A 24,837-nucleotide genomic window follows, 5' to 3' on the forward strand; every position below is an offset into this window, starting at 1 on the left:
AGATTTATTCAGAATGACCAAAGTGTTTGGGTTTTTATTAACCTGAGCAAAAGATTCAAGCTCTGAAAGTTCTGAAGTTGCAAAAACCTTTACAGGAATATCTTTAGCATTAACTTTTAAAGTTCCGTCTGACAAACCATCTTTGTAATTCTGAGCAAAAATACATTGGGTAACCAGTGCAAATACCACGAGATAAATTCGGAAGAAAATAGTATTCATTTTTATATTTTTAATTGAATATTTTTTATTTTTTCGGAGGAACGGGATCATAACCGCTTCCACCCCAAGGATGACATTTTGAAATTCTTTTTACACCCAGCCAAAATCCTTTAAAAATACCGTGAACCTGCAGAGATTCTACCATGTAATGCGAACAAGTCGGCTCATAACGGCAGTTTTTGGGAAGTAAAGGCGAGATAAACCATTGGTAAATTTTGATGAGAATTACCAAAGGTGATGTAATGATTTTATTAAATGAAAGTTTCAAAACATTGCAAAAGTAGGCTAAAAAATTGAAATTTAGTTTAAATTTGTTTCAAGTTTCGGGCAGTGAAGACGTGAGTCGTAGGATCAATTAATTATTTTGACGATTCTGTTTTATTCAGATTATCTCAATTCCTTTTAATAGGTTTGAAACTATATTTTAACTTCAAATAAAAAAATATTGAATCATAATACTCCTTTAGCAGAAAGATTAAGACCGAAAACTTTAGATGAAGTTTTGGGACAGGAGCATCTTACAGGAGAAAAAGGGACGATAAGAAAAATGCTGGAAAACGACAGCTTAAATTCTCTCATTCTTTGGGGACCTCCGGGAACAGGCAAAACTACTTTGGCGGAAATCATTTCTGAAAAATCAGGAAGAAAATTTTTTAAACTTTCTGCAGTTTCTTCAGGGGTAAAAGATGTGCGTGATGTAATTGAAGATGCAAAAAAACAAAATCTTTTTTCCGGAAAATCACCGATCCTTTTCATTGATGAAATTCACCGTTTTAATAAATCTCAACAAGATTCTTTACTTCATGCTGTAGAAAAAGGTTGGGTAGTTTTGATTGGTGCGACAACTGAAAATCCGAGTTTTGAGGTGGTTTCGGCATTGCTTTCACGAAGCCAGGTTTATATTTTGAAAGCTTTGAGCTATGATAAATTGGAAGAACTGATTGATATTGCTTCAGAAAGATTTAATAAAGACGAAAATTCTCAATTTGTCATTAAAGAAAAAGAGGCTTTGATTCAATATTCTGGGGGAGATGGAAGGAAATTAATTAATTCTGTGGAATTGGTTTTGAATCAGTTTAAAAATTCTTCAACTAAAGAAATTACCAATGATGATGTAATGTCTGTTCTTCAGGAAACAATGGCGCTTTACGATAAAAATGGTGAACAACATTATGATATTATTTCGGCTTTCATTAAATCGATGCGTGGAAGTGATCCGAATGGAGCTGTGTATTGGTTGGCAAGAATGATTGCGGGTGGAGAAGATATTAAATTTATCGCTCGAAGAATGTTGATTTTGGCTTCTGAAGACATTGGTTTGGCAAATCCGAATGCTTTGGTGATTGCAAATAATTGTTTTCAGGCGATTAACGTGATTGGAAATCCTGAAGCGAGAATTTTGTTGAGTGAAACTGCAATTTATCTTGCGGTTTCTCCGAAAAGTAATTCTGCTTATATGGCGATTAATGAGGCACTGGCTTTTGTGAAGAAAACGGGAAATCTTCCTGTTCCACTACATTTGAGAAATGCTCCGACAAAACTGATGAAAGATTTAGATTATGGAAAGGAATATAAATATGCACATTCTTACGATGGAAATTTTGTAGATCAGGATTTTTTACCTGAAGAAATAAAAGATGTGAAATTTTATGAACCTGGAAATAATGTAACTGAAAAGAAAATCTACGATGAGCTCAAGAAAAAGTGGTCTCATAAGTACTAAAAAAAACGGCTATTCAAATTTGAATAGCCGTTTTTCAATATAATTTATAAATTATTTCTTGTTTGTAGTAATCACTAAAGATTTTCTGCCATCTACAGTTTCTACTTTCATGTCTGCAATAATGTCTGCAAAAATATTGATATCTGTATTCTTGAATTCATATCCTTCGATGAAAACAGGGGTATCTTGTGGAAGACCGTTTTGAGCATTAAATTTAGCTAAAGACATAAAGTCTAAGGTTCCGAAACTACTTTTAAAAGTAACTTCTGATAATCCGTTATCTGCTAAAAACTCATATTTTTTAAGATTTTGAGGCAGGTTTGCTTTCGTTTTATAAACATTTACCTTTTGTAAATGTTCCTTGTTTGAGTCAAATAAAGCTACAGTTCCAACATTACCATTTGAAACAGCAAATTTTACGTCAGGATTTTTTTGAGCAAATAAAGTTGCGGAAGCGAAGATTAGTAAAGAATATAGAATTTTTTTCATAGTTAATAATATAAGTGTTAAAAACTTGATAAATATACTTACTTTTCACAAAATATCAATGAAAATTTAAAATTATTTATAAAATATTGATAGATAATGGTTTTTTACGCTGTTTTAAATATTCTTATCATCAAAATCATCATTCTTTTCAACCAAATTTTTAAGCATATTTTTAAATTTTTGAAACATAAATGAGCTGAGCAATAAAATTATTCCTAAAATAATAAATGCGATGATTCTTGAGACATTATCCATTTGCCAAACATCGTAGAGATACAATTTGAGAATGGTAATTCCGAGTAAACTAAAACCAATTTTGTTGAGTTCAGAAATATCTTTTTTAAGTCCGGAAAAAATAAATCCACAAGCTAAAACCGCCCAAATAATCGGTAAATATAAAATACTGAAATGTTCTTCAAGCTGAATAAGATTTTCGATAGTTATAGTATTCAAGAAAATATAAATTCGGTAAAATTCAAAACTTATGGCAAGAATGCCAACAAAAGAAACAAGCCAGTAACCGATTTTTTCTTTCAAAAATTCTGTTTGATGAATTATTTTTAAAACTAAATATAAAAATGGCAAAAGGTAAATCAAATGGATGAAGTAAAAATTGAAACCAATTTCATTTTTAATGATAGCATCAACAATTTGAGATGAAGAAATATGTGCAATAAATAGAAACAGCAAGCCATAAATTAAAGTATTGACTAATTTTTCGGATAAGCTTAATTTGTTTTTTGCGATTAATAATAAAGTCACAAACGAAATGCTGTAGAGAAAACAGTAGGTAAGGATAAGTACAAAATTTTCAGGAGAAAGCTGATAAATTAATTCAAATAAACCTGAAAAATAGATAATTCCAAAACATACGATTTTAAAAATATTTTCAAAAAATTCGGTATCACTTTTTTCTTTGGCTTCTTTTTTAAGTAAAATTAAATTGAAAATAACCGTCGCAATCACCACTAAACTTGTCAGAAATACAGGATTAAAAATGATGGTTAAATTTTTATTTCCATTAATATACTCCGTCCAAGTCATCATTTGAGATAATATCACCAACGGAAAAAGGAAATAGAAAAATATTTTGAAAATATTGTGATTGGTTTTTTTCCATATATATAATAGGAGAGAAGCTTCGATTGCCCAAACACTCGTTATTAAATGAGTTTTAAACTGTAAAGCAATCGCTAAAGTCAAGAGACTGATGCTGATTCCGGCAAAAGCAGAATAATTTCTTTCGAATTTCTTATTTTGATATTCTCTGAACATAAAAAATGTATTCGCCATAGCAAAAGTCAGCGGAAAAATACTTAAAGGCTCATATTTCAAAACGTTAAAGATGTAAACCAATCCGATGATGCTGGAGAAATTAATCAGAACCAACATCAAAATATCGAGTTTTGAAAGCTGATTTGATTTAAAGTAATTCTGAAGTGCAAAAGCATAAAATATAATGTAAGTAACAATATAAAAGATAATGCTCGTAAGATCAGTTTTCTCAACCGTCCAAAAATAAAGATAGGTTGCCGTGAAAATAAAAGCAATCCAGCCCACACTTTTCCAGCTTTTCAAATAAACAGTAATTAGCATTCCTATATTTAAAAGTGACAAATAAGTGAAAAGGAAAACGTAATTGCTTTGTCCTGTACTAATCATCAAAGGAGCCAAAAAGCCTCCAAACAAAGAAAAAATGATGAGTGTTTCACTATTATATCGGTAAGAAAGGAAGATTGAAAGCAGTGTGATTGCACAAGTAATTAAAAATGCAATGTTTTGCGTGAATAAATTGTACTCTCGAAATGCAATCGTTGTCGTAAAATAAAGCACAGCAATTCCTCCGCCTGTAATGATTGACGAAAATATGCTGTAATTTTTCCTAATAAAATGTGCTGTAATAATCAGAATGAATCCTGAAAGAAAACCAATTCCTGTTCTTGCGTTTTCGCCAATCCAGTTTTTATCGATCGCATATTTTACAAAATAACCGATTCCTAAAACCAAAGTGAAAATCCCGATGATGGTTAAAATATTCTGTTTTACAAAATCAAATAGCGGAGTCAGCCAGTCTTTTTCAGGTTCAGAATTGTTTTGAATGGTTTCTGAAAATAAATTTTCCTGAATTTCAACTTTCTCGTTTTTTAGGTTTTCAGGTTTAATAGTTTCCGTGAAAGTATGATGAGATTGCTCAGTATTTATTTTGTCTTTTGATAAATCGGAAATTCTCTGTTCCAGAATTTGAATTTTTCTGTTCAGATTTTGATAAATTAAAATTATCAATACGATTAATATGACAATCAAAGCATAAACCATTCATTTCATTTGTACCAAATATAGTGATTTGAAAGTTTAAGCCTTGAAGGTTTTCGAGTAGATTTAATTATTTTCTTCCTTCCAGTTTTCTTCTATTAATTTCATTAAAAAATCAGGACATTTTATTACTTTATTTGTTTCGGCATTTAAGAAGAAAAGGGTAGTGGAAGCTTCTGTGATTTTTACTTGATCTTCGTTGAAAATTTCATATTCAAATTCTATTCTCACTCCAGGAATTTTTCTCATAAAAGTGTGAATTTCTAATTTTTGATCGTATAGTGCTGGTTTTAAATACTTAATTTTATAATCAGAAACCGGAAGCCAAATCCCCTGCTTTTCAATCTCGTCATAAGAGATTCCGATGCTGCGAAAAAGTTCCACGCGGCCCAATTCAAAATATGTTGCATAATTTCCGTAATAAACGTATTTCATGGGATCTGTTTCTGCGTAACGTACTCGTAATGAGTGTTTTGAGTGTATCATTTTAAGCTTTGAATTATACATACAAATATATTTTTAAATAATCAATAAGCGAAATATTTTTTTTTAAAGATAAAAAACATGACCTTTGTCTTCCTCCTAAAAACGACTAACCAAAGAATAATCAGGGCATAAAAAATGGATGAAAATTTAATGATGATATGGCAGAAATGCCTTCAGTTTATGCGAGACAATCTCAATGCAGCTGAAGATAATTCTGATCTTAAAAAGCTTGAAAAATCTTTCGATTTACTATTTGACAAAGTACAGCCAATTTCGTTGGTTGACAATAATCTTACGTTGATGGTTCCGAGTGATTTTTACAAAGAATATATTGAAGATAACTATCTGTCATTGCTTTCTGCTGCCCTAAAGAAAAACATTGGTAAAGGCGTTAAACTTTGGTATTCGGTAATGGAAAATAAGCCAAGTGGTTTAGAAAAACCTGTTACCATGAACATGAAAGGGAAAACTGTTCCTACTCCAAAAGTTCAGGAGACAATGCCACAAGGCTTTTCCGGTAATATTGTAAATCCTTTTGTCGTTCCGGGAATCAAAAAAGTAAATATTGATTCTAATCTTAAAGCTGATTTTTCTTTTGATAATTATGTGGAAGGAGAAAGCAATAAATTTGCTTCGACTGTTGCAAGATCAATTGCAAAAAGACCTGGAGCAACGGCTTTCAACCCATTATTTTTATACGGAGGTTATGGTGTTGGTAAAACGCACTTAGGTCAGGCTGTAGGTTTGGAAGTAAAAAGTCAGTTTCCTGATAAAGTGGTGCTTTATTTATCTTCAGAGAAGTTTATTCAACAATTTATTTCATCAGCAAAAGCTCATAAACAGACAGAATTTGCCAATTTTTATCAAATGGTAGATGTTCTGATTATTGATGATATTCAGTTTTTGTCTGGAAAATCTGCAACACAAGACAGTTTCTTCCATATTTTCGACTATTTACATCAAAACGGAAAGCAGATTATCCTTACTTCAGATAAAGCTCCGGTTGATATTATGGATATTCAAGACAGAATTGTTTCTCGTTTCAAATGGGGACTTTCTGCGGAAATCAAATCTCCGGATTTGAGTACACGTAAGCAAATTATCGTGGATAAATTAAGCAGAGACGGTATTGTTCTTACCGAAGATATGCTAGATTTCCTTGCAGCAGAAGTGAAAACAAACGTTAGAGAACTAATTGGCGTTATTAATTCTGTAATTGCTTATTCTACAATTTATAAATCAGATTTAAGTCTTGAATTATTAAAGGAAACAATTAGTAAAATTGCGGCTAATCAGAAAAAAGTCATCAATATTCCTTATATTCAGGATGTTGTTTGTGATTATTTCGGAATTAAAAGAGAGCAACTTTTATCTAAAACCAGAAAAAGAGAAATCGCTCTTCCTAGACAATTGGCAATGTATTTTGCAAAAGAATTTACCAATGCTACTTTTACCAAAATTGGAGAAGAAATGGGAGGTAAAGATCATTCAACTGTAATGTACGCTTGTGAAACAATTAAAGATGTTTCTAGAATTGATAAGGAAATAAAAAAATACGTAAAAGAATTGACAGAAAAAATCAAACATTAATTCTGTACAAAATATTTATAGAAAGGAGAATAGAATTATTCTCCTTTTTTTATTTAGCTTTGTTTTTGAAAGGAATTTTTATTAATTAAATTTTAAATAGTATTGAAATGAAAATCTTAATGGTTTGTCTCGGAAATATTTGTAGAAGCCCTTTAGCAGAAGGAATTATGAGGTCGAAACTTCCTGAGCATTTCTTCGTAGATTCTGCCGGAACAATTGATATGCACAAAGGAAATCAACCCGATAAAAGATCAGTAAAAACGGCTTTAAAATACGGAATAGATATTTCAAAACAGACTTCAAGACCTATTACTACAGAAGACTTGAATCATTTCGATAAAATTTATTGTATGGATTTGAGTAATTTGGAAAATGTAATTTCTTTAGCTCAAAACGAGGAACAAAGAAGTAAAGTTTCATTATTAATGGAAGCCGCAGATTTAAATCATGCTTCAGGAGAAGTTCCCGATCCTTATTGGGACGGAATTGATGGTTTCGAAAAAGTATATCATCAATTGGATGAAGCCTGCGAAAAAATTGCTGAAAAACTTCTCATTTCAAAAACTCAAAATTCATAATTCATAACTCTTCAAATATGCTTTTTCTACTTCCCGCTTATCTTTCAGAAAATACTTCTATCAATCATTTTTCGCCTGTAATAAAAGATTATATCATGCAGACCGATTATTTTTTTGTTGAAAATGAAAAAACAGCCAGAAAAGTAATCAAATTTTTTGCTCCAGAGAAAAAACAGTCGGATTTAAAACTTTTTCTTTTAGATAAATACACAGAAAATGCAGATATCAAAGAAGCTCAGGACAGAATGCTGAACGGTCAGGATTTTGGTTTGCTTTCAGAAGCGGGACTTCCGTGCATTGCTGATCCCGGAAATTTAATTGTAAAATGGTGTCACGAAAAAAATATCAGAGTTATTCCGATTTCAGGGCCATCATCTATTATTTTAGCTTTAATTTCAAGTGGTTTTAATGGTCAGGAATTCACTTTCAACGGTTACCTTCCGATTGAAAAAGGTGAGAAGAAAAAGAGAATCCAACATTTAGAAAGCGAACTTCAGAAAACTGGTTACTCGCAGATTTTCATGGAAACACCTTACAGAAATAATGCGCTATTTGAAGATTTAACTAAATTTCTATCACCCAATACAAAGCTTTGTATTGCTGCAAATATTAATGATCCTGAGCATGAATTTATCAAAACAAAAACGATAAAAGACTGGCAAAAACAGAAGCCTGAATTACATAAAATTCCCGCAGTTTTTGTTTTAGGGAAATAATTTTAACGTCGGACAGATTAAACAAATTGAGCGGATTATTAGTGATATTTGTGTTTCAAAAAATCCTTAATTTATTATTTAACAGCCATTAACAACTCTTTAGCATCATTCTTGTCATTACATACTTATAACATTAAAAATTATTAAATATGTCTGACAAAAAATTAGCTGGTCTTTGGATCGATACTCAGAAAGCGGTAGTTGTAAAAAATCATGATGCACAAAATGCATTCAAGTTTTTCTTATGCAGTCCGGTAAAAGCAATTATTCAGCACGGGAATTCAAGTGAAAATGCGGGAAACAATGCTGAACAAACCAATAAAGTAAAATTCTTCAAAGAGGTGGAGCATCTTCTTACAAATTCTGAAGAGGTATTGATTACCGGTCCGGGAACGATTCAGGAGGAACTAAAAAAACATTTGCATGACACTGCACAGTTTAAGGATTTAAAAATAACTTTAGAAACTTCACAGCAAATGTCTGATGAGCAGGTTTTAGAAACTGTTAAAACACATTTTAATGCTTAAATAAATTGTTTATTGCAAAGAAACATCCGAATACTTTTGATATTCGGATGTTTTTGTTTTAGGATATTATTTTTTCAGTCTGCTTTTTTGCCATTTCCTCCAAATTAAAATAATAATCGGAATTAATAAAAGGAAAGGCCAAAAAGAGATAATTCCAAGGAAAAAAGTGACAAAACTATTCCAACCTTCTGTAAAAGAATCTCCGAAACGGCTTCTAAAACCAATGTTTGAAGTTGTAGAACTTCTTACTTTTTCTTTATATAAAACTAAATTCAATGTGCTGTAATTTACACGGTCATCAATGAAGCGAAGTCTGCCTTCTGAAACGTCAATTTCATCTTCAAGCTCACGAATATTCTCCTGAATTTCCAACATATCTTTCGTTGTTTTTGCACTTCGAAGCATATCTCTGTATTTTTCAAGATAAATTTTCTTGTTGCCTAATTTTATCGAAACATCGGTATACTCCTCTGTCACATCATCTGAAGAAATGCTTTTAGATAAAACGGAACCTATTCCATTAGAAAAAGAATTAACCAAACCATCAAAATTTTTATGCGGAACCCGTATCGTTAAAAACAATCTTTCATCAATATCTGTGTTAACAAAACGTTCTGTCTGGATATAAGCATTATTCTTTTTTACAATTGCAGTGGTTTGATTTTGAGCTTCTCTAATTTCTGCAATCTGAATTTCTATTTCACCATTTTTAATGATTTTCTTTGCAATGACATTATTTTCCGGTGCTGAAACTTTGAGCTCGATATTTTCTTCTTTAGCAGAAACCATTGCACTTATTGGAACTTCCTGTTTGGGTGGAGGTGGAGGAGGAACTTTATCCTCAGAAATAACTTCCATTAGTTGAGTTTTTACTTCCTCCTGATTTTCAGATTTATTGCAACTAAAAAGGAGAAGGAGGGATAATGGAATAAATATTTTTTTCATAGATCAATTTTTGTGAGTTTGAGCAAAAACTATGCTTAAAAATCAGAATTACTTTTATATTTTTATCAAATGAAAAAGAGTCTTTTAGTATTTTCGCTTTTACCTTATTTATTTTTCGCTCAGGAAACTCCGAAATTAACGGATGAAATGGCCATAAAACTCTCAGAAAAACCACTTCACTGCATCAATCAGGAATATCCAAATAAAACGGCACATATTATTAATAATGAAAATGAAGTAACTCTTAGTCCGAAAGATTTGCACCCAAGTTTTTATGGTTGTTTTGATTGGCACAGCTCTGTTCATGGACATTGGATGTTGGTTCGTTTGTTAAAAACAAAGCCTAATTTATCGGTTGCAAAAGACATTGAAAATATTTTAGACAATTCATTTAAAAAAGAAAATTTACAGATTGAAGCAGATTATTTTACAAAATATCAGCTAACGACGACTTTCGAAAGAACTTACGGTTGGGCCTGGTTGTTAAAACTTGACGAAGAATTAACAACCTGGAATCATCCAAAAGCAAAAATATGGCATCAGAATTTAAAACCTTTAACGGATAAAATTCTTGCTTCATGGAAAACCTTTTTGCCAAAACAAACCTATCCAAACAGAACTGGAGTTCATCCAAATACTGCTTTTGCAATGGTTTTTGCACTCGATTGGGCGAGAGCAACTGGTGATAAAGCTTTTGAGAACGAACTGATTGAGAAAGCAAAATATTTTTATTTAAACAATATAAAAACTCCCGCATATCTTGAACCGGATGGTTCAGATTTCTTTTCTCCAAGTCTTGAAATTGCAGATTTAATGCGAAGAATTCTTCCTCAAAAAGAATTTGTAAATTGGCTTGACAATTTCTACGAAAAAAGAAGTCTTGAAAATATTTCTAAAATCCCAGTAGTAAGTGATTTGAGCGATTATCAAACCGTTCATTTGGTTGGTTTGTCGTTCACAAAAGCTTGGTGTATGAAAGGAATTGCAAAATCTCTTCCTGAAAATCATCCTTTGAAAAAAGAATTTCAAAAAATAGCAACTATATTTTTAAATAATGGACTTCCATTACTATTTCAAGGGAATTATGGCGGAGATCATTGGCTCGCAAGTTTTGCAGTATATGCTTTGGAAGAGTAAAGCAAAAAAATCTGCCAAATTTTGACAGATTTTGTGAATAATTTTTTGTAAATTTTTTATGGATTAGCTCCTGTAGCTTCCTGCGCTAAAGGAACATCATTTGGTGCTGAAGCCATTGCATTATCTAAAGTAAATAGCGATTCATCTGTAGCACGGTCACCACCCGCAATTTTCAATTTATCAATTAAATTTGAAGCCAAAGTTTCTTCTTCGATTTGTTCTTGAACAAACCATTGCATAAAATTCCAAGTTGCCCAATCTTTTTCTTGCAAAGCCAGATCAACCAATGCGTAAATAGATGTCGTATTATCAACTTCATGTTGGAATACTCCATCAAAACAAGCCGTTAAATTTTCAGGATCTGCAGGTGGAGCAGGAATGGCATCAACTTTTGGTTTTCCACCTCTGTTTAAAACATATTCCATAAATTTTATCGAATGATTTCTTTCTTCCTGCGAATGGCGGTACAAGAAATTAGCAATCCCACTGTAACCTTTGTCATCGGCCCAAATTCCATACGATAAAAATGTATGTGAAGCGTGAATTTCTTTATTCATTTGATCGCTCAATGCTTTTTCCAGCGTAGGTGAAAGTCTGTTGGTATTCATAATTGTATATTTTAGTGTAATTATGATTATTGATACAAAAATGATTCCGTGAAAAGTTTTGTTTATGAAATATTAAAACCTATGATATGTAAAAATTTGTAAATCAATTGTTTGCGAGTATAATTTATAGTTAGTCTAAAATAAAAAAAGCCAAAACTTCTTCGGAATTGACTTTTAATAGATTGTAATAATAAAGAATTTAAAATTTGAAAATCAAACTTATTTCTTCGTCAGTTTAGCCAAGTAAGAATCTTCATCTTGCAAGACTTTTTCTATTTGGAAACCGTTATGTTCTGCAGCATTCTTCAGTGTGTTAAAATCAAGATACAGCCATTTTATTGGATCTTCAGATTCGCCTTTGTAATGAACCGTATAATCCAATTCACCGTAATATCCTTCTGCTGGAATATAAACTCCGCCATCTTCATCTTTATCGAACATATATAAAATATCGGTGCTGTCAATCAAGACTTGTCCGTTTGTATTTAATAATGAATATAATTTTTCAAGATAAATATCAATCACATTTAAGCTTTGGAAAATTCCTGTTCCGTTCATTAATAACAGAATAGTATCGAAAGTTTCTTCTGAAAAATGAAGCATATTTTCGGAAACAGCTTTTTTGATACCTCTTGATTTACAAACTTCAATCGATTTTGGAGAAATATCCAATGCTATAACATCAAGGTTTCTTTCATTTTGAAGATACAATGAATGAGAACCAGCTCCAGCTCCGATATCCAAAGTTTTTCCTTGAGATAATTTCAATGCTTTTTGTTCAATATCATTCATCTCTTCAAAATCTCTGAAAAGATATTCTACCGGAAGCTCATCGAGTTCGGAAATTGAAGTTTCAGTCTGCAGATCTTCAGGATTTTCGTTGTGAAAATAATCCCAGATTGCACTTCCCATTAAGTCTTTCATGCTGAATTTTATTGAGGGCAAAGATAATGGTTTGAAAGTATAATTAATTATTTAAGATGTCTAATTATCAATATTAAAAAAGGAGATTATGAAAAATAATCACTATATAATTGTATTTGCAAATATTAAAAAGTTATTTAGCTTTGAACATGAAATTATAAGATATGAAAGTGTATTTAGACAATAACGTAATAATTGATATTGAACAAGAAAAAATTGATATTAATGGATTAAGTCAAAATTTAGGAGAAGAAATTACTGATATTTATTATTCTGCTGCTCATATCCATGAACTTAATGAAATTACTGCCGATAATAAAGAAGAGCTAACGAATCGTCTAACAAAAAGATTTCAAACAATTGAGGAAATAACGAAAAATAAATATTTATTTCATGAACTTCCAAGCAACATAGTTTATGAACAGTTAGAATCTCCTAAAGTTGTATATGAAACAATTAATCAAATTCCTTTTGCGAGAGACTCAATGAAATCAATGATAAATATCGTAAGTGAAAAACAAAAAGAAACCTTTAGAGAGTACATTGGAATTAATTTAATGGAAATTAACAATTATGAACCAAGTGATGTCATACAACATATAAACAAAAAATTAGACGTATTACAAGGTTTTTCATTTTTAGAAATTATTGAAAAAAGTGTAGAATTTCATCATGATGGAAAATCATTTGGAATACATAATAGATTCGGTGGTATTTTTGAATTATTAGATATGATTGGTTATTGGAAAGACAAATTCAATGAGAAATCTAATTACGCTCGTTTATGGGATTCAAATCACGCATATTTCGCAAGTTTTTGTGAAGCATTTATATCAAATGATAAAAGAACAAGAAACAAAGCTTTAGTTGCTTATAATATCTACAATATTAAAACAAAAGTATTTTCTCCTTTTAAAAAATCATAAAACCAATAATTATAAATCACCATCATCCACATTTTCTATTTTTAAAATCACTCCACTCCTGCAAAATTTCCCTAACTTGTCTTTTCTAAAAACGAGATTAATCTCATGACAGATAAACAATTTAATTTTCAACAAGGATTTACATTTAGCAAACATATTCCGGAGGAAATTTCCCATTTTGACAGAGTTTTTGATGTTTTCAAAGATCTTTTAACGCATACTTCTGGTGATATTGAAGAAGCTTTTGAGTGGCTTGATATGCTCGATAAAGAATACGATATTTTTACCGACGAATATACGCTTGAAGATTTTGAAGAAGACCTTAAAAAACGAGGATATATTAAAGAAGAAGATCCTGAAGATGGCAATTCAGGAACTGGAAAAGGCAAAAATATATTGACTGCAAAATTGGAGGCAGCTTTACGAGAATTTGCGTTAGATCAGATTTTTGGAAAGCTTAAAAAAAGTGGAATCGGAAATCATAGAACTACGAAAACGGGAGTTGGTGACGAGCGCGATGGCGAAAACCGAAACTTTCAATATGGTGATGATTTATCAACCGTCAACATGACCGAAAGTCTGAAAAATGCGCAAATCAATAACGGAATTTCAGATCTTCGGATGACGGAAGACGATCTCATTGTAGAAGAAACCAAACATAAAGCTCAAATGAGTACAGTTTTGATGATTGATATCAGTCACTCTATGATTCTGTATGGTGAAGACCGAATTACTCCTGCCAAAAAAGTGGCGATGGCATTGGTGGAATTAATCAAACGAAAATATCCGAAAGATTCTATCGACATTATCGTTTTCGGAAACGAAGCGTGGCCGATTAAAATTAAGGATTTGCCTTATCTACAAGTCGGACCTTATCACACAAATACCGTTGCCGGATTAGAATTGGCAATGGATATTCTCCGCAGAAAAAGAAATACCAACAAACAGATTTTCATGATTACCGACGGAAAACCCAGTTGCCTGAAATTGCCTACTGGAGAATATTATATGAACAGTGTAGGTTTGGACGAAAAAATTGTTTCCGAATGTCTGAATAAAGCAGCACAAGCCAGAAAACTAAAAATCCCAATCACGACTTTTATGATTGCACAAGATCCTTACCTGCGCCAATTTGTGAATGCTTTCACCGCTCAAAATAAAGGGAAAGCTTTCTTAACCGGACTTTCAGGTTTGGGACAAATGATTTTTGAGGATTACGAAAAAAACAGAATTAAAAGGATTTAAAACAAGAGCAAAGTAAAAAGTAAATGGAGATATTTAATATAAGAATATTTGTAGTCTTTGCTAAGTGAAATCGAAGATTCGACGAAGTCAAACGCCTTTGCGAACTTAAAAATATAGCGGTTAGTATTAAAAAAACTTTGCGGACTTTGCGTTAAAAATTTGCACTCATTCAATAAAACAACATCATTATAAAAAATGAAAAACGATATTACATTCAAGGAATTAAAAAATTCCGGTTATACAGATAAAACAATCAATCAGGAAATTCAGGCTAATTTAATTTCGAAAATTAAATCTAAAGAACCCGTATTTGAAGGACTTTGGGGATATGAAGATTCTGTGGTGCCTCAATTGAAAAAAGCAATTTTGGCTGGTCATCATATTAATCTTTTGGGTTTGCGCGGACAGGCAAAAACCCGAATTGCAAGAAGCATGATTAATCTTTTGGATGAATACATGCCGATTGTAAAAGGTTCTGAAATTAATGACAGTCCGTTTCAGCCGATTTCAAAATATGCAAGAGATTTAATTGCTGATTTAGGTGATGAAACTCCGATTTTTTGGGTTCATCGTTCTGAAAGATTCTTTGAAAAATTAGCAACTCCAGATGTGAATGTTGCGGATTTGATTGGAGACATCGACCCAATTAAAGCAGCTACTTTAAAATTGCCTTATTCCGACGAAAGAGTTTTACATTACGGAATGATTCCAAGAGCGAACCGTTCAATTTTTGTTTTAAATGAACTTCCTGATTTACAGGCTAGAATTCAGGTTTCTTTGTTTAATATTTTGCAGGAAGGTGATATTCAAATTCGTGGTTTTCAGTTGAGAATGCCTTTGGATATTCAGTTTGTGTTTACGGCAAATCCTGAAGATTATACCAACAGAGGAAGTATTGTTACGCCATTGAAAGACAGAATCGGATCACAAATTTTCACCCATTATCCGAAAACGATTACTTTGGCAAGGCAAATTACAGAACAGGAAGCTTTGATTTCTGAAGAAGATAAATCTGCAATTCAAATTTCAGGTTTGGCAAAAGATTTATTGGAAGAAGTTGCGTTTGCAGCTCGTGACAGCGAATATGTAGATGCGAAAAGTGGGGTAAGTGCAAGATTGACAATCAGTGCAATGGAAAATCTGGTTGCTGCCGCAAAATTACGCCTCATAGAAACTGATGCCGTAAAAACGACAGTTCGTTTGCTTGATTTTATGTCGATTATTCCTTCAATCACAGGGAAAATTGAATTGGTATATGAAGGAGAACAGGAAGGCGCAGATTATGTAGCTAAAATTCTGATTGACAAAGCTGTAATGACGCAATTTGAAAGTGTTTTCCCACGCATTTCTAAGCTGGAAAAAGAAAGCATTAAAACACCTTATACAGATCTAATAAAATGGTTTAATAAAAATCAGCTTGAACTGAATTATACAGATACTGACGAAGAATTCTTCACTAAATTAGAAAATGTAACGCCTCTGACAACTTTAATTGAAGAAAATGCCTCAGAACTAAGCAAAGAAGACAAAAACTTCTGCAAAGAATTGGTTTTATGGGCGCTGACAATCAGTAAAAAGCTAGATAAGTCTGAAAATCAAGCAACTTATACTTTTGATTCGGCAGATGTAAGACAATTGTTCAGAAACTAATTTTTTTTAATAATAATATTAAAGGAAACATGACAGAGATTATGTTTCCTTTTTTATTTTAGAATATTTTTTCTCTTCAATTCGATTAGTGAAGCGTATCGACAACTCTTACTAAAAAATTTCTCGATACGGTTTTCTTCAAAAACCTACTCGAAATGACGGATTACATTTTTTATGAAAATCATTAGTTCTAAATTGTATATTTGTCAAAAATTAAAGCACAATTTTGGAACTACAGGAACTTTTTGAACGTTTAGCGATACTTTGTCTATCGATTTTTACCCTTTATTATTTTTCAAACAGAAACCGTAATATCAGATTACATCCGCTTTTGGGATTAATCAGTATCTGTACATTTTTTATGTGTATGGTTTTTACAAAAGCTGAATACAGTCTTGGCGTTGGTTTCGGACTTTTTGCAGTCTTTTCGATTCTACGTTTCAGAACGGAAACTTTTACGATTCAGACGATTGTTTTTCTATTTGTTTCAATTACACTTTCTCTTTTAGATGGACTTTTACCTATTAAGAATCTTGAAATTCTTTTAGGAATCAATATTACGATTGTTGCAATTTATTTAGCTTTAAATTATTTCGAGAAAAAATCTCCAATTGTTTCTGAGAAAAGTTCAATTGAGGTTATTTCTTCTTTAGATTTTCTACAATTGGAAGAATCGGAGCGAAAGAGAGTACTTACCGAAAAAACTAAGTTAAAAAACTTCAGCTATAATATTAAAAGTATTAATCTGAATGATAATATTGTTATTTTGAAGCTTTCGCATTAGAATTTTGTGATTAAGGATTTAAAGTAACAATCATAAAGTTTGTCATTCCGTAGGAATCTCAAGATTTAGATTCCTACGGAATGATAAACACACTTTAATAAAAATCTCTATTTAAGAGCTTGTTTAAATTTTACAGAGTGTCATTTTGAGTATTGACTGAAGGTCAACGAACGAAGTTCTGAAGTGGAGTCGAAAAATCTTGCATATTTCAATTTTAAAAGATTCTTCATTTCATAATGCTGCGCAAAATTCCATTCAGAATGACAAAAACCCCTTTTGATAAAACTTAAATACGCAGATTTTTATACGAAATCAGCTTAATCTGAGAGAGATACCTAAACAAAAAATCAATCCATATAAGCTCTTGCCTGCTTAATATACAACTGCTTTTGATCTCCTAAATATTTAAATTCAATATCTAAAGGATAACTTTTCTTTGCCATTTTTCTTTTCTGCCAAAGCAAATACATTTTACGCTCCAAAACTGGAGAAATATCAAATAGCTTTTTAATTTCAGTTTCAGTAAGAATTGGCTTTCCTTTATTTAAGCTTGATGTAGAGCGGTAATCAACAACAAACGAACCCAAGAAATTGAAATTGTGACAGTAAAATTCATCGCAAGTTACGCTTGGTTCAGGTTTAACCACAGACTCTTCGCCTAACTGTACATTCACGGTAATTCCTGCATATTTATCACGGTATAAATTCCTTGTAACCAAAACTCCGTTTGCTTTTTCATCAGGGAAAGAACGATGCACCAAAACTCCCATTGCACAGCTTTCGTGATTGATTCCAAATAAATCTCTTTCCTGAAATGCACGGAAATTCCAAAAGCTTGACCACACATCCAATATTGCTTTTTCTACAGTTTTATCGGTATCTCCGATGATGGCACTTTTAGAATCATACAATCCCGCTCCGTTGAAACCTTCCATATCTTCCGCATTCGTTGATGAACGGAATCTGAAATTCTTAAAATCACTTTGAGCATTCAGTTTTTCTTCGATCATTTTCAGAAGTTCGGGATTAACTTTTGAATTTTTGACTGTTTTTCTGAAAGCTTTTAGCTCTCTGTCAAGAAGTTTTACAGAATCTTTGGGAATCGCATACAAAGCATTGATCTTATCTTGAAATTGATTATCCTTAATATGCTGGTCAAAATAATAAAATGGAATTGCAAAAGCATATTCAGGAGTTTTGTAGGATTTCATTTCCTTCTGAATTTGTTTTAAAAGTCCAAGATTTGTAGCTTTTGAACCAATTGCATCGACAATATTTAATGGAGTAGTTGCTTCTAAATCGACCAAGTTTGTAACCGATAAATCTCTTTTTAAAACGATCTCTTTTACCGCTTTTTTAGCTGGAATTACTTTCTGTGAAGCTTTTAATGAATATGAATTTTCTTTGGTAATCAGTTCTACTTTTTTGCCTAAAAGAGTATTGACAGACTCTTTATCCCAAACTTTCGTATCCACATATACAGGAATATTTCTGTTTTTTGCGAGTAAAACCAAATGGCTTAATGGGGTTTGAAGCTCAGTAATAATAATTCCTTTTACAGTCGGAATAAATTCAGGAGTAGTATTGATAATGATGATTTCATCTGATTTCGGATTAAATTCTTCCTTCTTCTGCAAATCATATTTTCTCAGAATACCCACATTAGAAGCTTTCTCAATCGACTGTTCAGTAATTCTTTTAAAAATAAAATCAGAAAATACGGTTGGAATTTTCAGTTGAGTTTTTGAGTTTAAATTAATGACATGAGGTGAATTTAGATAAAATTTCAACTTATCCTTAAAAAACACATTCTTATTGACTTCCTTGTAAAAGAAATTAATCAGTCCGGCATTCATTTCATCTGATGCAGCGAGTTCCATCACCCAATCGTCAGAATCTGCCAAATAATTGATATTGGCAAGAAGATAGATTCTGTCATTCGTCGGGTTGTAAGATCGTTTGTTGAATTCGCCATTATCTTGATTATATCCTAAAACTTCAACACAAAATTCGTAGTGATAGGTATATTTTGTACTGTTGAAGAAGTACATTTTTTTACTACTGTAATCATACACCACTTTTACAGATTTCATGTTGGTAAACTTATCAGTCAATGGTTTTCCAGCAAGATTCAGGAACTGTTGTTTTTTTGTGATAGAATGAACATAATTGTCCTGTGAATAGGCTAAAAGCGAATAGGTAAGAAATAAGAATAATAAAATGTTTTTCATGTCTTTGTGAAGATTACTTCGCAAATGTAGAGAATATCCTGAATTTGGCAAATAGTAAAGAAATTTGATGATTTTTATTTTTCTTTTTTTCTGATTTGTAATAATTCTAGCCCGGATAGAAACGGCATCCTTTTGTGGAGCAAAGCGTAGCAAAAGATATAGTGGATAGCCGGAAAAAGCTTCAAATAAAAGTTAAATATTAGCTTTTCGATGGAGTCAGTAAGCTCCTAAAGATATAGATAATTATTATAAAAGCAAAACCCAATCTCAAACAAGAAAGGGTTTTGCAGGTAAAAACAAGGTATTTTTTTTACAACGCCGAACCGGAAGCGTCTTTCAGTTCCTGCGCCAATTTATTTCTTTCTCGTAATCTTCTTCTGGCGATGACTGATTTTCCGCTTACAAGTCTTATCAATCTTGGATATTTGAATTTCTCTTCTCCGAAATGATGCGTCAAAACAAACAACAACACTCCGAAACCAGCCACAATGATATATCCGAAAATCTTCTTATTGGCTGAAAGAATCGCATTGAGCTGAATACTTTTTAGGTTAGTGGAAAGATTTTGTGAAGTCAGTGTCATTCCGTCTAAATAGACTGCCAAATCACCAAGACTTTCAACCTGAAACTGATATTGAAACCATGAAAATAAGGCGGAGAAAAATCCTACTGCAAGGAACGTTCGCCATACCAAAACCAATCCGATGGCCGCCAACATATCATCCAATTCCAATTTATCTAATGTATAATACCAAACGGAAATAAAAAGTGAACCCATCCCAAAACCTTTCAAAAACATGGGCAAATACCAGTTTTCATAATTGAATTCCAACACCATCGAAAAATACATAATGATGGAATATCCCAACATCGCTGAAAATCCTGAGAAGATGAACATTTTGAGCGGTTTTTCTTTTTTGAACCAAAAAACTGCGACAATTCCGGCTAAAATCAAGCCCGGAATCATCATCAGATTAAGTTTCGCATTGGTCAATTGGTCATAACCCAAAATACCGACTGAAAAGATATTCTGAATGGAAGTTGTTCCTAAAAACATTCCCAAACAAAACAATAAAAACAATCCGTTCTGAACATTGCTTCTCGCAAATATTTTAAATGAAAGATAAGGTCTTTTCAAAGTCAATTGTCGAATTGCCAATAGTGCAAAACTGACGAATGCCGCGATACTTGCGTTGATGATTTTGGTTGAATTCAGCCAATCCTGTTGCTTTCCAAATGAAAAAACATAAGCCGAAAACATAAACGTGGACACGAAAAGCAAAATACTTAACCAATCGATGTAATGCAACGGAACTTTTAAAGCAAAATATTTATCGTGCATAAAAATCCAGCAAATCAAAGCCATCACAAAACACTGAATCGCTGCGATGATGAAAAACTGTTGCCAATTATATAATATGGAAATCTCCACCGCATAATAACTTGAAATCTGATTTAACGTCAAAACAAAAGTGTAAAATACACCGTAGAAAATTCCTCTTCCGCCCATCATCGCCATCAAAGGCAGAAACAGTTCGATGGTAATCATCATTTTTAAAAATCCGATAATCAAAGCACTGACGATGATAATTGCAGGTTCCATTGTAGAACCGTTGATGTAACTCAGCAAGCCCAAAAGCACGAGTAAAAGCACGACTTTATCACGGACTTTATATCTCATTTTGAATCTGAGAACAACCGGCATACAAGCGCCCATTCCGATGGTTGTGGCATAATTTGCCCACATAAAATATTCGGTAAGTTGTCCTGTTCCGCTCACCACAAAGCTGATGTTCCCTGTGTAAACGCCACCTAATGGCATTACAACTGTGAGAAGCAAAACTATGATTAACAGCTGAACAGGCTTGGAAACCCAATCGCTGAAAAGACCTTTGTTGTACATTTTTGTAGAAGTTAGAGTTTAGAAATTAGATTTTAGAAATTTCTGAATCCCATAATTTTTTAATCTTTTAATTTATAGACACATTCATATTCATTCCCGCGCTCAATTTCGCAACATCTTCTTTTTTGTTGGAAGAAGTAAACTCGATTCTTACCGGAATTCTCTGTTGAACTTTGATGAAATTACCTGTTGAATTGTCCGTTGGAACGCTGGAATATCTTGAACCTGTTGCCGCAGAAACTGCAGTTACTGTTCCTTCAAACTGTTTTCCGCCTAAAGCATCGGCTGTCATCCTAATCTTTTGTCCGATTTTGATATTGGGCATTTGGCTTTCCAAAAAGTTGGCAGTTACCCATTTTTGATTATTCAAAACAATGGTTCCAACCTGTTGTCCCGGCTGAATCAGCTGCCCCTCAGAAATCATTCTTCTTCCCATCACACCGTCATAAGGCGCTGTAATTACCGTGTAAGAAAGATTGATTTTCGCCATATCTAATGCAGATTTTGTTCTTTTGATTTCCGCATCGTTGATTCCTAATTTAGATTTCACTTCGGTCGTTGAAAGATTTGCCGATTGCTTTTGGTTGACCAATGTTTCATACGCTGCTTTTTGGGCGTCATATTCGGTTTTCATCTGGTCATATTGCTGTCTTGTCACGGCTTCCGAAGCCAATAAGTTTTTATATCGGTTTAAATTCTGTTCGGCATTCCAAAGTCTTGCTTCTGCTCCGGCGATATTAGATTCCATCACGCTTACATTATTGGAAACTGTATTCACAGACGAACTTGTTGCTGACCTCTGAGCCATAGCATTTTGATAAGCCGCTTCCGCCTGACCAAGCTGTGTTAGAATTTCTCTGTCATCCAGAATCACCAAAGTATCGCCTTTTTTTACCTGTTGATGTTCAATAAATTTAATTTCCTTGATGTAAGCTGAAACTCTCGTGTTGATTGGATTAATAAATTCCTCCACCTGAGCGGCTTCCGTATAAGTTTTGTCGCCGATGTGAAAGTACTGACGAACCAGCCAATACAATCCGAAACCAATCACCACAAAAACGATAACGTTCGAAATGATGGCTCTGATTTTATTCTTTTTATTTTGTCTTTTCTTAGCTTCTGCGCTTGAAACCGCAGGTTTTGTATCTTGAGTATTTTGTTCCTTGTTTTCCATTATCTTGATTTTCAGTTTTAATAAATTGAATGTTTTTTTTAACGCAAAGTGCGCGAAGTTTTTTTGACTACTAACTGTTTTTAAGTTCGCAAAGCCGTAAACTCAGCTAAGACCGCAGAACATTTATTATAATGTTCCTGTTGATTTCAAAAGATTGTAATATTGATACAGCACATTGATTTCTGCGTTGGCAAAGTCTAATTCCGACTGCAGTTTTTGGTTTTGTGCGTCAATCATTTCGGCCTGAACAGCTAATTGATTCAGATATTTGGCTTCTGTGATTTTGTAGTTTTCATCGGCCAGATTTTTAGCATCATTCAGAATTTCTGCCTGCTGAATCGCTTCCTGATATTTTGTGTAGGCTGCATTCACAGCCATATCGAGATTCTGCTGTACTAAAGTCATCGCATCATTCGCCTGATTTTTCTGTATTTCGCCAAGCTTTACCCTTTCTTTGGTTTTATACAAATTATCAATATTATAACTCAAAGAAACGCCACCTTGCCAACCGCTGGCATACATATCTAGAACAGGATTTCTCGTCGTAATCGGTTTTTGCAGAGTGTAACCTCCAAAACCTGCGAGCGTAGGCATTTTATCGGTTTTAATGATTTCGATGTTTTTATCGGCAACTTCGATGTTGGTTTTTGCTGATTTCATCTGTGGATTGTTGTCGTGAGCAAGATTCAGATAATAATCCATTCCGATTCCGGTTTCTTTGTTTCCTAAATCTTCTACAGGGACAATCTGTGTTTCAGGATTTAAACCTAAAACAATGTTGAGATTATAATTAAGGATTTTCTTGTTGTTGACTAAGGTTAAAATTCCCTGGTCGAGATTTTTAATATTTAATTCTCCACGGATGATTTCGTTTCTGGTAATCATTCCTTGTTTGTAAAAATCATTGATATTTTTTAATCTTTCCTGAGCCAGTTTTTTGTTGTTCTGAAAAACTTTTTCCTGATTGATGATTTTATAAATATCCAAATAATTTGAAATCACGAGGAACTTCACATCCTGTTTGTTTTTCTCTAAATCCAATTCTGAAAGTTGCTCACGAAGTCCAGCCAATTCAATAGATTTATTCACCAATCCCCCTTTGAAGATGAGTTGAGTCGCCTGAACCGCATACGAACTCCCGTAATGCGGCATCGGAATCGTTGTTGAATTGGAAAAATCTTTGTCGATAGCTATCACATTTCCCAAGTAAAACTGACTTGTAGAAGCTGTGATAGTTGGAAGTTTCTGAAGCTTTGTAATATCAGTCTGCTGTTTTGCAATATCGATATTCTGAGCAGAAACTTTTATTTGCTGATGATTCTGAATTGCCAAATCGGCAACTTCATCTGCTGTCATCTGTTTTATTTCTTGTGAAAAAAACAGCGCAGGAAAAAGACCTATCAAAACTGATAGTGCTGTTTTTATGTTCTTAACCATTTTACCTTGTTTTACAGATGCAAAGTTATGGTGCAAACAGATTCAAATAAATGTTTGAATTTTGGAAAAAGATGTTCAAATGTAGGATTAGATTACTGGTATTGTTGTCTGTATTGACTCGGACTTATCTCCAAATGCTTCTTAAAAAAGTGCGAAAACGAATATTGGTCGCTGAAACCAAGAACTGTGGAAATCTCTGAAATAGGCATTTTAGATGAATTCAAATAGACTTTAGCTTCATTGATTACGATAGAAGCAATAATCTGACTTGCAGACTTTCCGGTAACCGACTTGATAACCGATGAAAGATGTCTGGTTGTAATCGACTGCCGTTCTGCGTAAAACTCAACATTCCTATTATTAAGATGATGATTCGCAAGGTCATTAAGAAAGACAAAAACAATTTCTTCTTGTCTTGACATTTGGCTCATCGCACTGTTATCTTCATTGGAAATAATTCCTGCCATCTGATAACAGAAAACCGAGAAAAGATGTTCCACAATCTCCTTTTTATAGGTCATTTCGGTTTCAGAATCGAGAATATATTTGAGGAAATTGACGCTTTTCCAGACGACATCTAAATCATTTTGAGAAAATGGAACTGCAACATTCATCTGCTGACGAAAATACCGATACGTAATTAATCTATTGAATTTCAGAGATAACGCAGAAATAAAATCCCGTTTATAAGAAACCATCCTGGACTGGAAATCGTCGCTGATAGAAATTAGCTCATATACGGTTTGTGGGTCAGTTACGATGAAAGTATTGGCAGAAAGTTCAATATCGTTAAGATGTTGTCTTAATTTTATAGTTCCACTTTTTATGAATAAGAATGCAGGATTATCCGGACGAAATGGTTTGTCTGTAGCAATTCTCTGGTGAATAGTTTCCTGAGTAAAAATCTCAACTCCGAATTTTTCTAAAGCAGTCATTATTGAGTGGAATTTAAATGAAAAAGGCGAGTTGCCCCGCCTTGAATGTTTTCACAACGGAATAATCCTTATTGTGAATTGCTTTCGGATACAAATGTAAATATTAATTATTTAATCACTTTACGGTTTTCCGTATTTATATGAATTAATTTCTATTTAATTTTAGAAAATATAAAAATGGCTACTCAAATTTGAGTAGCCAGAAAGCAATTCACAACAGTCATTAATTAAAAAATAATTAAAGACTAAGTGATATTAAAAAAGTAATTAATCTTGGAAATTAACTAAATTAAGTTT

Annotated in this window: 22 protein-coding genes; 10 read left to right on the forward strand and 12 right to left on the reverse strand. The window is 32.7% G+C overall.

Going from position 1 to position 24,837, the window contains the following annotated elements:
* Positions 1–244: 244 nt before the first annotated feature.
* Positions 245–487 carry a membrane protein insertion efficiency factor YidD gene (gene yidD / locus OF897_RS10940; RefSeq protein WP_267265723.1) on the reverse strand — a complete coding sequence of 81 codons (243 nt, stop codon included), beginning with the start codon at positions 485–487 and terminating at the stop codon, positions 245–247.
* 177 nt (positions 488–664) lie between these two features.
* Here yidD and OF897_RS10945 point away from each other — a divergent pair, with 177 nt between their 5' ends.
* Complete coding sequence (locus tag OF897_RS10945; protein ID WP_267265724.1) at positions 665–1,942, forward strand: replication-associated recombination protein A; 1,278 nt, start codon at positions 665–667, stop codon at positions 1,940–1,942.
* A gap of 51 nt (positions 1,943–1,993) precedes the next feature.
* Here the strand turns inward: OF897_RS10945 and OF897_RS10950 are convergent, their stop codons facing one another.
* The 3 genes from OF897_RS10950 to OF897_RS10960 all read right to left on the reverse strand — a co-directional run bounded on the left by OF897_RS10950 (position 1,994) and on the right by OF897_RS10960 (position 5,230).
* On the reverse strand, positions 1,994–2,431 hold the full coding sequence (locus tag OF897_RS10950; protein WP_267265725.1) for a hypothetical protein: 438 nt from the start codon (positions 2,429–2,431) through the stop codon (positions 1,994–1,996).
* Between the two features lie 114 nt (positions 2,432–2,545).
* Complete coding sequence (locus OF897_RS10955) at positions 2,546–4,714, reverse strand: DUF2339 domain-containing protein (RefSeq protein ID WP_267265726.1); 2,169 nt, start codon at positions 4,712–4,714, stop codon at positions 2,546–2,548.
* A gap of 96 nt (positions 4,715–4,810) precedes the next feature.
* Positions 4,811–5,230 (reverse strand): acyl-CoA thioesterase, encoded by a 420-nt coding sequence (locus OF897_RS10960; RefSeq protein WP_267265727.1) that lies wholly within the window; start codon positions 5,228–5,230, stop codon positions 4,811–4,813.
* Positions 5,231–5,365: 135 nt separating this feature from the next.
* On the opposite strand from OF897_RS10960, the gene dnaA reads away from it, so the two are divergent.
* The 4 genes from dnaA to OF897_RS10980 all read left to right on the forward strand — a co-directional run bounded on the left by dnaA (position 5,366) and on the right by OF897_RS10980 (position 8,641).
* Positions 5,366–6,820 (forward strand): chromosomal replication initiator protein DnaA, encoded by a 1,455-nt coding sequence (gene dnaA, locus OF897_RS10965; protein WP_267265728.1) that lies wholly within the window; start codon positions 5,366–5,368, stop codon positions 6,818–6,820.
* A gap of 107 nt (positions 6,821–6,927) precedes the next feature.
* The gene (locus OF897_RS10970; RefSeq protein WP_267265729.1) at positions 6,928–7,398 is read left to right on the forward strand and encodes a low molecular weight protein-tyrosine-phosphatase; all 471 of its coding nucleotides are present in this window, start codon (positions 6,928–6,930) and stop codon (positions 7,396–7,398) included.
* A 17-nt stretch (positions 7,399–7,415) separates the two neighbouring features.
* Positions 7,416–8,114, forward strand: coding sequence for an SAM-dependent methyltransferase (locus OF897_RS10975; protein ID WP_267265730.1), 699 nt, complete (start codon positions 7,416–7,418; stop codon positions 8,112–8,114).
* A gap of 149 nt (positions 8,115–8,263) precedes the next feature.
* Positions 8,264–8,641: a hypothetical protein gene (locus tag OF897_RS10980; RefSeq protein ID WP_056078994.1), complete on the forward strand. Its 378-nt coding sequence runs from the start codon at positions 8,264–8,266 to the stop codon at positions 8,639–8,641.
* 66 nt (positions 8,642–8,707) lie between these two features.
* On the opposite strand, the gene OF897_RS10985 is transcribed toward OF897_RS10980, so the two are convergent.
* On the reverse strand, positions 8,708–9,586 hold the full coding sequence (locus OF897_RS10985; protein ID WP_267265731.1) for a DUF4349 domain-containing protein: 879 nt from the start codon (positions 9,584–9,586) through the stop codon (positions 8,708–8,710).
* Positions 9,587–9,655: 69 nt separating this feature from the next.
* On the opposite strand from OF897_RS10985, the gene OF897_RS10990 reads away from it, so the two are divergent.
* Positions 9,656–10,723: a DUF2891 domain-containing protein gene (locus OF897_RS10990; protein WP_267265732.1), complete on the forward strand. Its 1,068-nt coding sequence runs from the start codon at positions 9,656–9,658 to the stop codon at positions 10,721–10,723.
* Between the two features lie 56 nt (positions 10,724–10,779).
* On the opposite strand, the gene OF897_RS10995 is transcribed toward OF897_RS10990, so the two are convergent.
* Together OF897_RS10995 and OF897_RS11000 are read right to left on the reverse strand one after the other, a co-directional pair.
* The gene (locus OF897_RS10995; RefSeq protein WP_267265733.1) at positions 10,780–11,331 is read right to left on the reverse strand and encodes a ferritin; all 552 of its coding nucleotides are present in this window, start codon (positions 11,329–11,331) and stop codon (positions 10,780–10,782) included.
* A 219-nt stretch (positions 11,332–11,550) separates the two neighbouring features.
* Positions 11,551–12,255, reverse strand: a complete 705-nt coding sequence (locus OF897_RS11000; RefSeq protein WP_267265734.1) for a class I SAM-dependent methyltransferase — start codon at positions 12,253–12,255, stop codon at positions 11,551–11,553.
* Between the two features lie 164 nt (positions 12,256–12,419).
* On the opposite strand from OF897_RS11000, the gene OF897_RS11005 reads away from it, so the two are divergent.
* The 4 genes from OF897_RS11005 (at position 12,420) to OF897_RS11020 (ending at position 16,860) form a co-directional block, all read left to right on the forward strand.
* Complete coding sequence (locus tag OF897_RS11005; RefSeq protein ID WP_267265735.1) at positions 12,420–13,181, forward strand: hypothetical protein; 762 nt, start codon at positions 12,420–12,422, stop codon at positions 13,179–13,181.
* A 105-nt stretch (positions 13,182–13,286) separates the two neighbouring features.
* Complete coding sequence (locus tag OF897_RS11010) at positions 13,287–14,426, forward strand: vWA domain-containing protein (protein ID WP_267265736.1); 1,140 nt, start codon at positions 13,287–13,289, stop codon at positions 14,424–14,426.
* 195 nt (positions 14,427–14,621) lie between these two features.
* Positions 14,622–16,076 (forward strand): sigma 54-interacting transcriptional regulator, encoded by a 1,455-nt coding sequence (locus tag OF897_RS11015; RefSeq protein ID WP_267265737.1) that lies wholly within the window; start codon positions 14,622–14,624, stop codon positions 16,074–16,076.
* A gap of 226 nt (positions 16,077–16,302) precedes the next feature.
* Complete coding sequence (locus OF897_RS11020) at positions 16,303–16,860, forward strand: DUF4956 domain-containing protein (RefSeq protein ID WP_267265738.1); 558 nt, start codon at positions 16,303–16,305, stop codon at positions 16,858–16,860.
* 347 nt (positions 16,861–17,207) lie between these two features.
* On the opposite strand, the gene OF897_RS11025 is transcribed toward OF897_RS11020, so the two are convergent.
* The 5 genes from OF897_RS11025 to OF897_RS11045 form a co-directional block, all read right to left on the reverse strand.
* A complete protein-coding gene (locus OF897_RS11025) occupies positions 17,208–19,091 on the reverse strand; it encodes a PEP/pyruvate-binding domain-containing protein (protein WP_267265739.1) in 1,884 nt (627 codons plus the stop codon).
* A 310-nt stretch (positions 19,092–19,401) separates the two neighbouring features.
* Positions 19,402–20,994, reverse strand: coding sequence for an MFS transporter (locus tag OF897_RS11030; protein WP_267265740.1), 1,593 nt, complete (start codon positions 20,992–20,994; stop codon positions 19,402–19,404).
* Positions 20,995–21,061: 67 nt separating this feature from the next.
* On the reverse strand, positions 21,062–22,168 hold the full coding sequence (locus tag OF897_RS11035; RefSeq protein ID WP_267265741.1) for an HlyD family secretion protein: 1,107 nt from the start codon (positions 22,166–22,168) through the stop codon (positions 21,062–21,064).
* Positions 22,169–22,294: 126 nt separating this feature from the next.
* On the reverse strand, positions 22,295–23,605 hold the full coding sequence (locus OF897_RS11040; protein WP_267265742.1) for a TolC family protein: 1,311 nt from the start codon (positions 23,603–23,605) through the stop codon (positions 22,295–22,297).
* A 92-nt stretch (positions 23,606–23,697) separates the two neighbouring features.
* Positions 23,698–24,540: a helix-turn-helix domain-containing protein gene (locus OF897_RS11045; RefSeq protein WP_267265743.1), complete on the reverse strand. Its 843-nt coding sequence runs from the start codon at positions 24,538–24,540 to the stop codon at positions 23,698–23,700.
* Between the last annotated feature and the right edge of the window lie 297 nt (positions 24,541–24,837).

The sequence above is a fragment of the Chryseobacterium formosum genome (assembly GCF_026460885.1).
Classification (GTDB): Bacteria; Bacteroidota; Bacteroidia; order Flavobacteriales; family Weeksellaceae; genus Chryseobacterium; species Chryseobacterium formosus.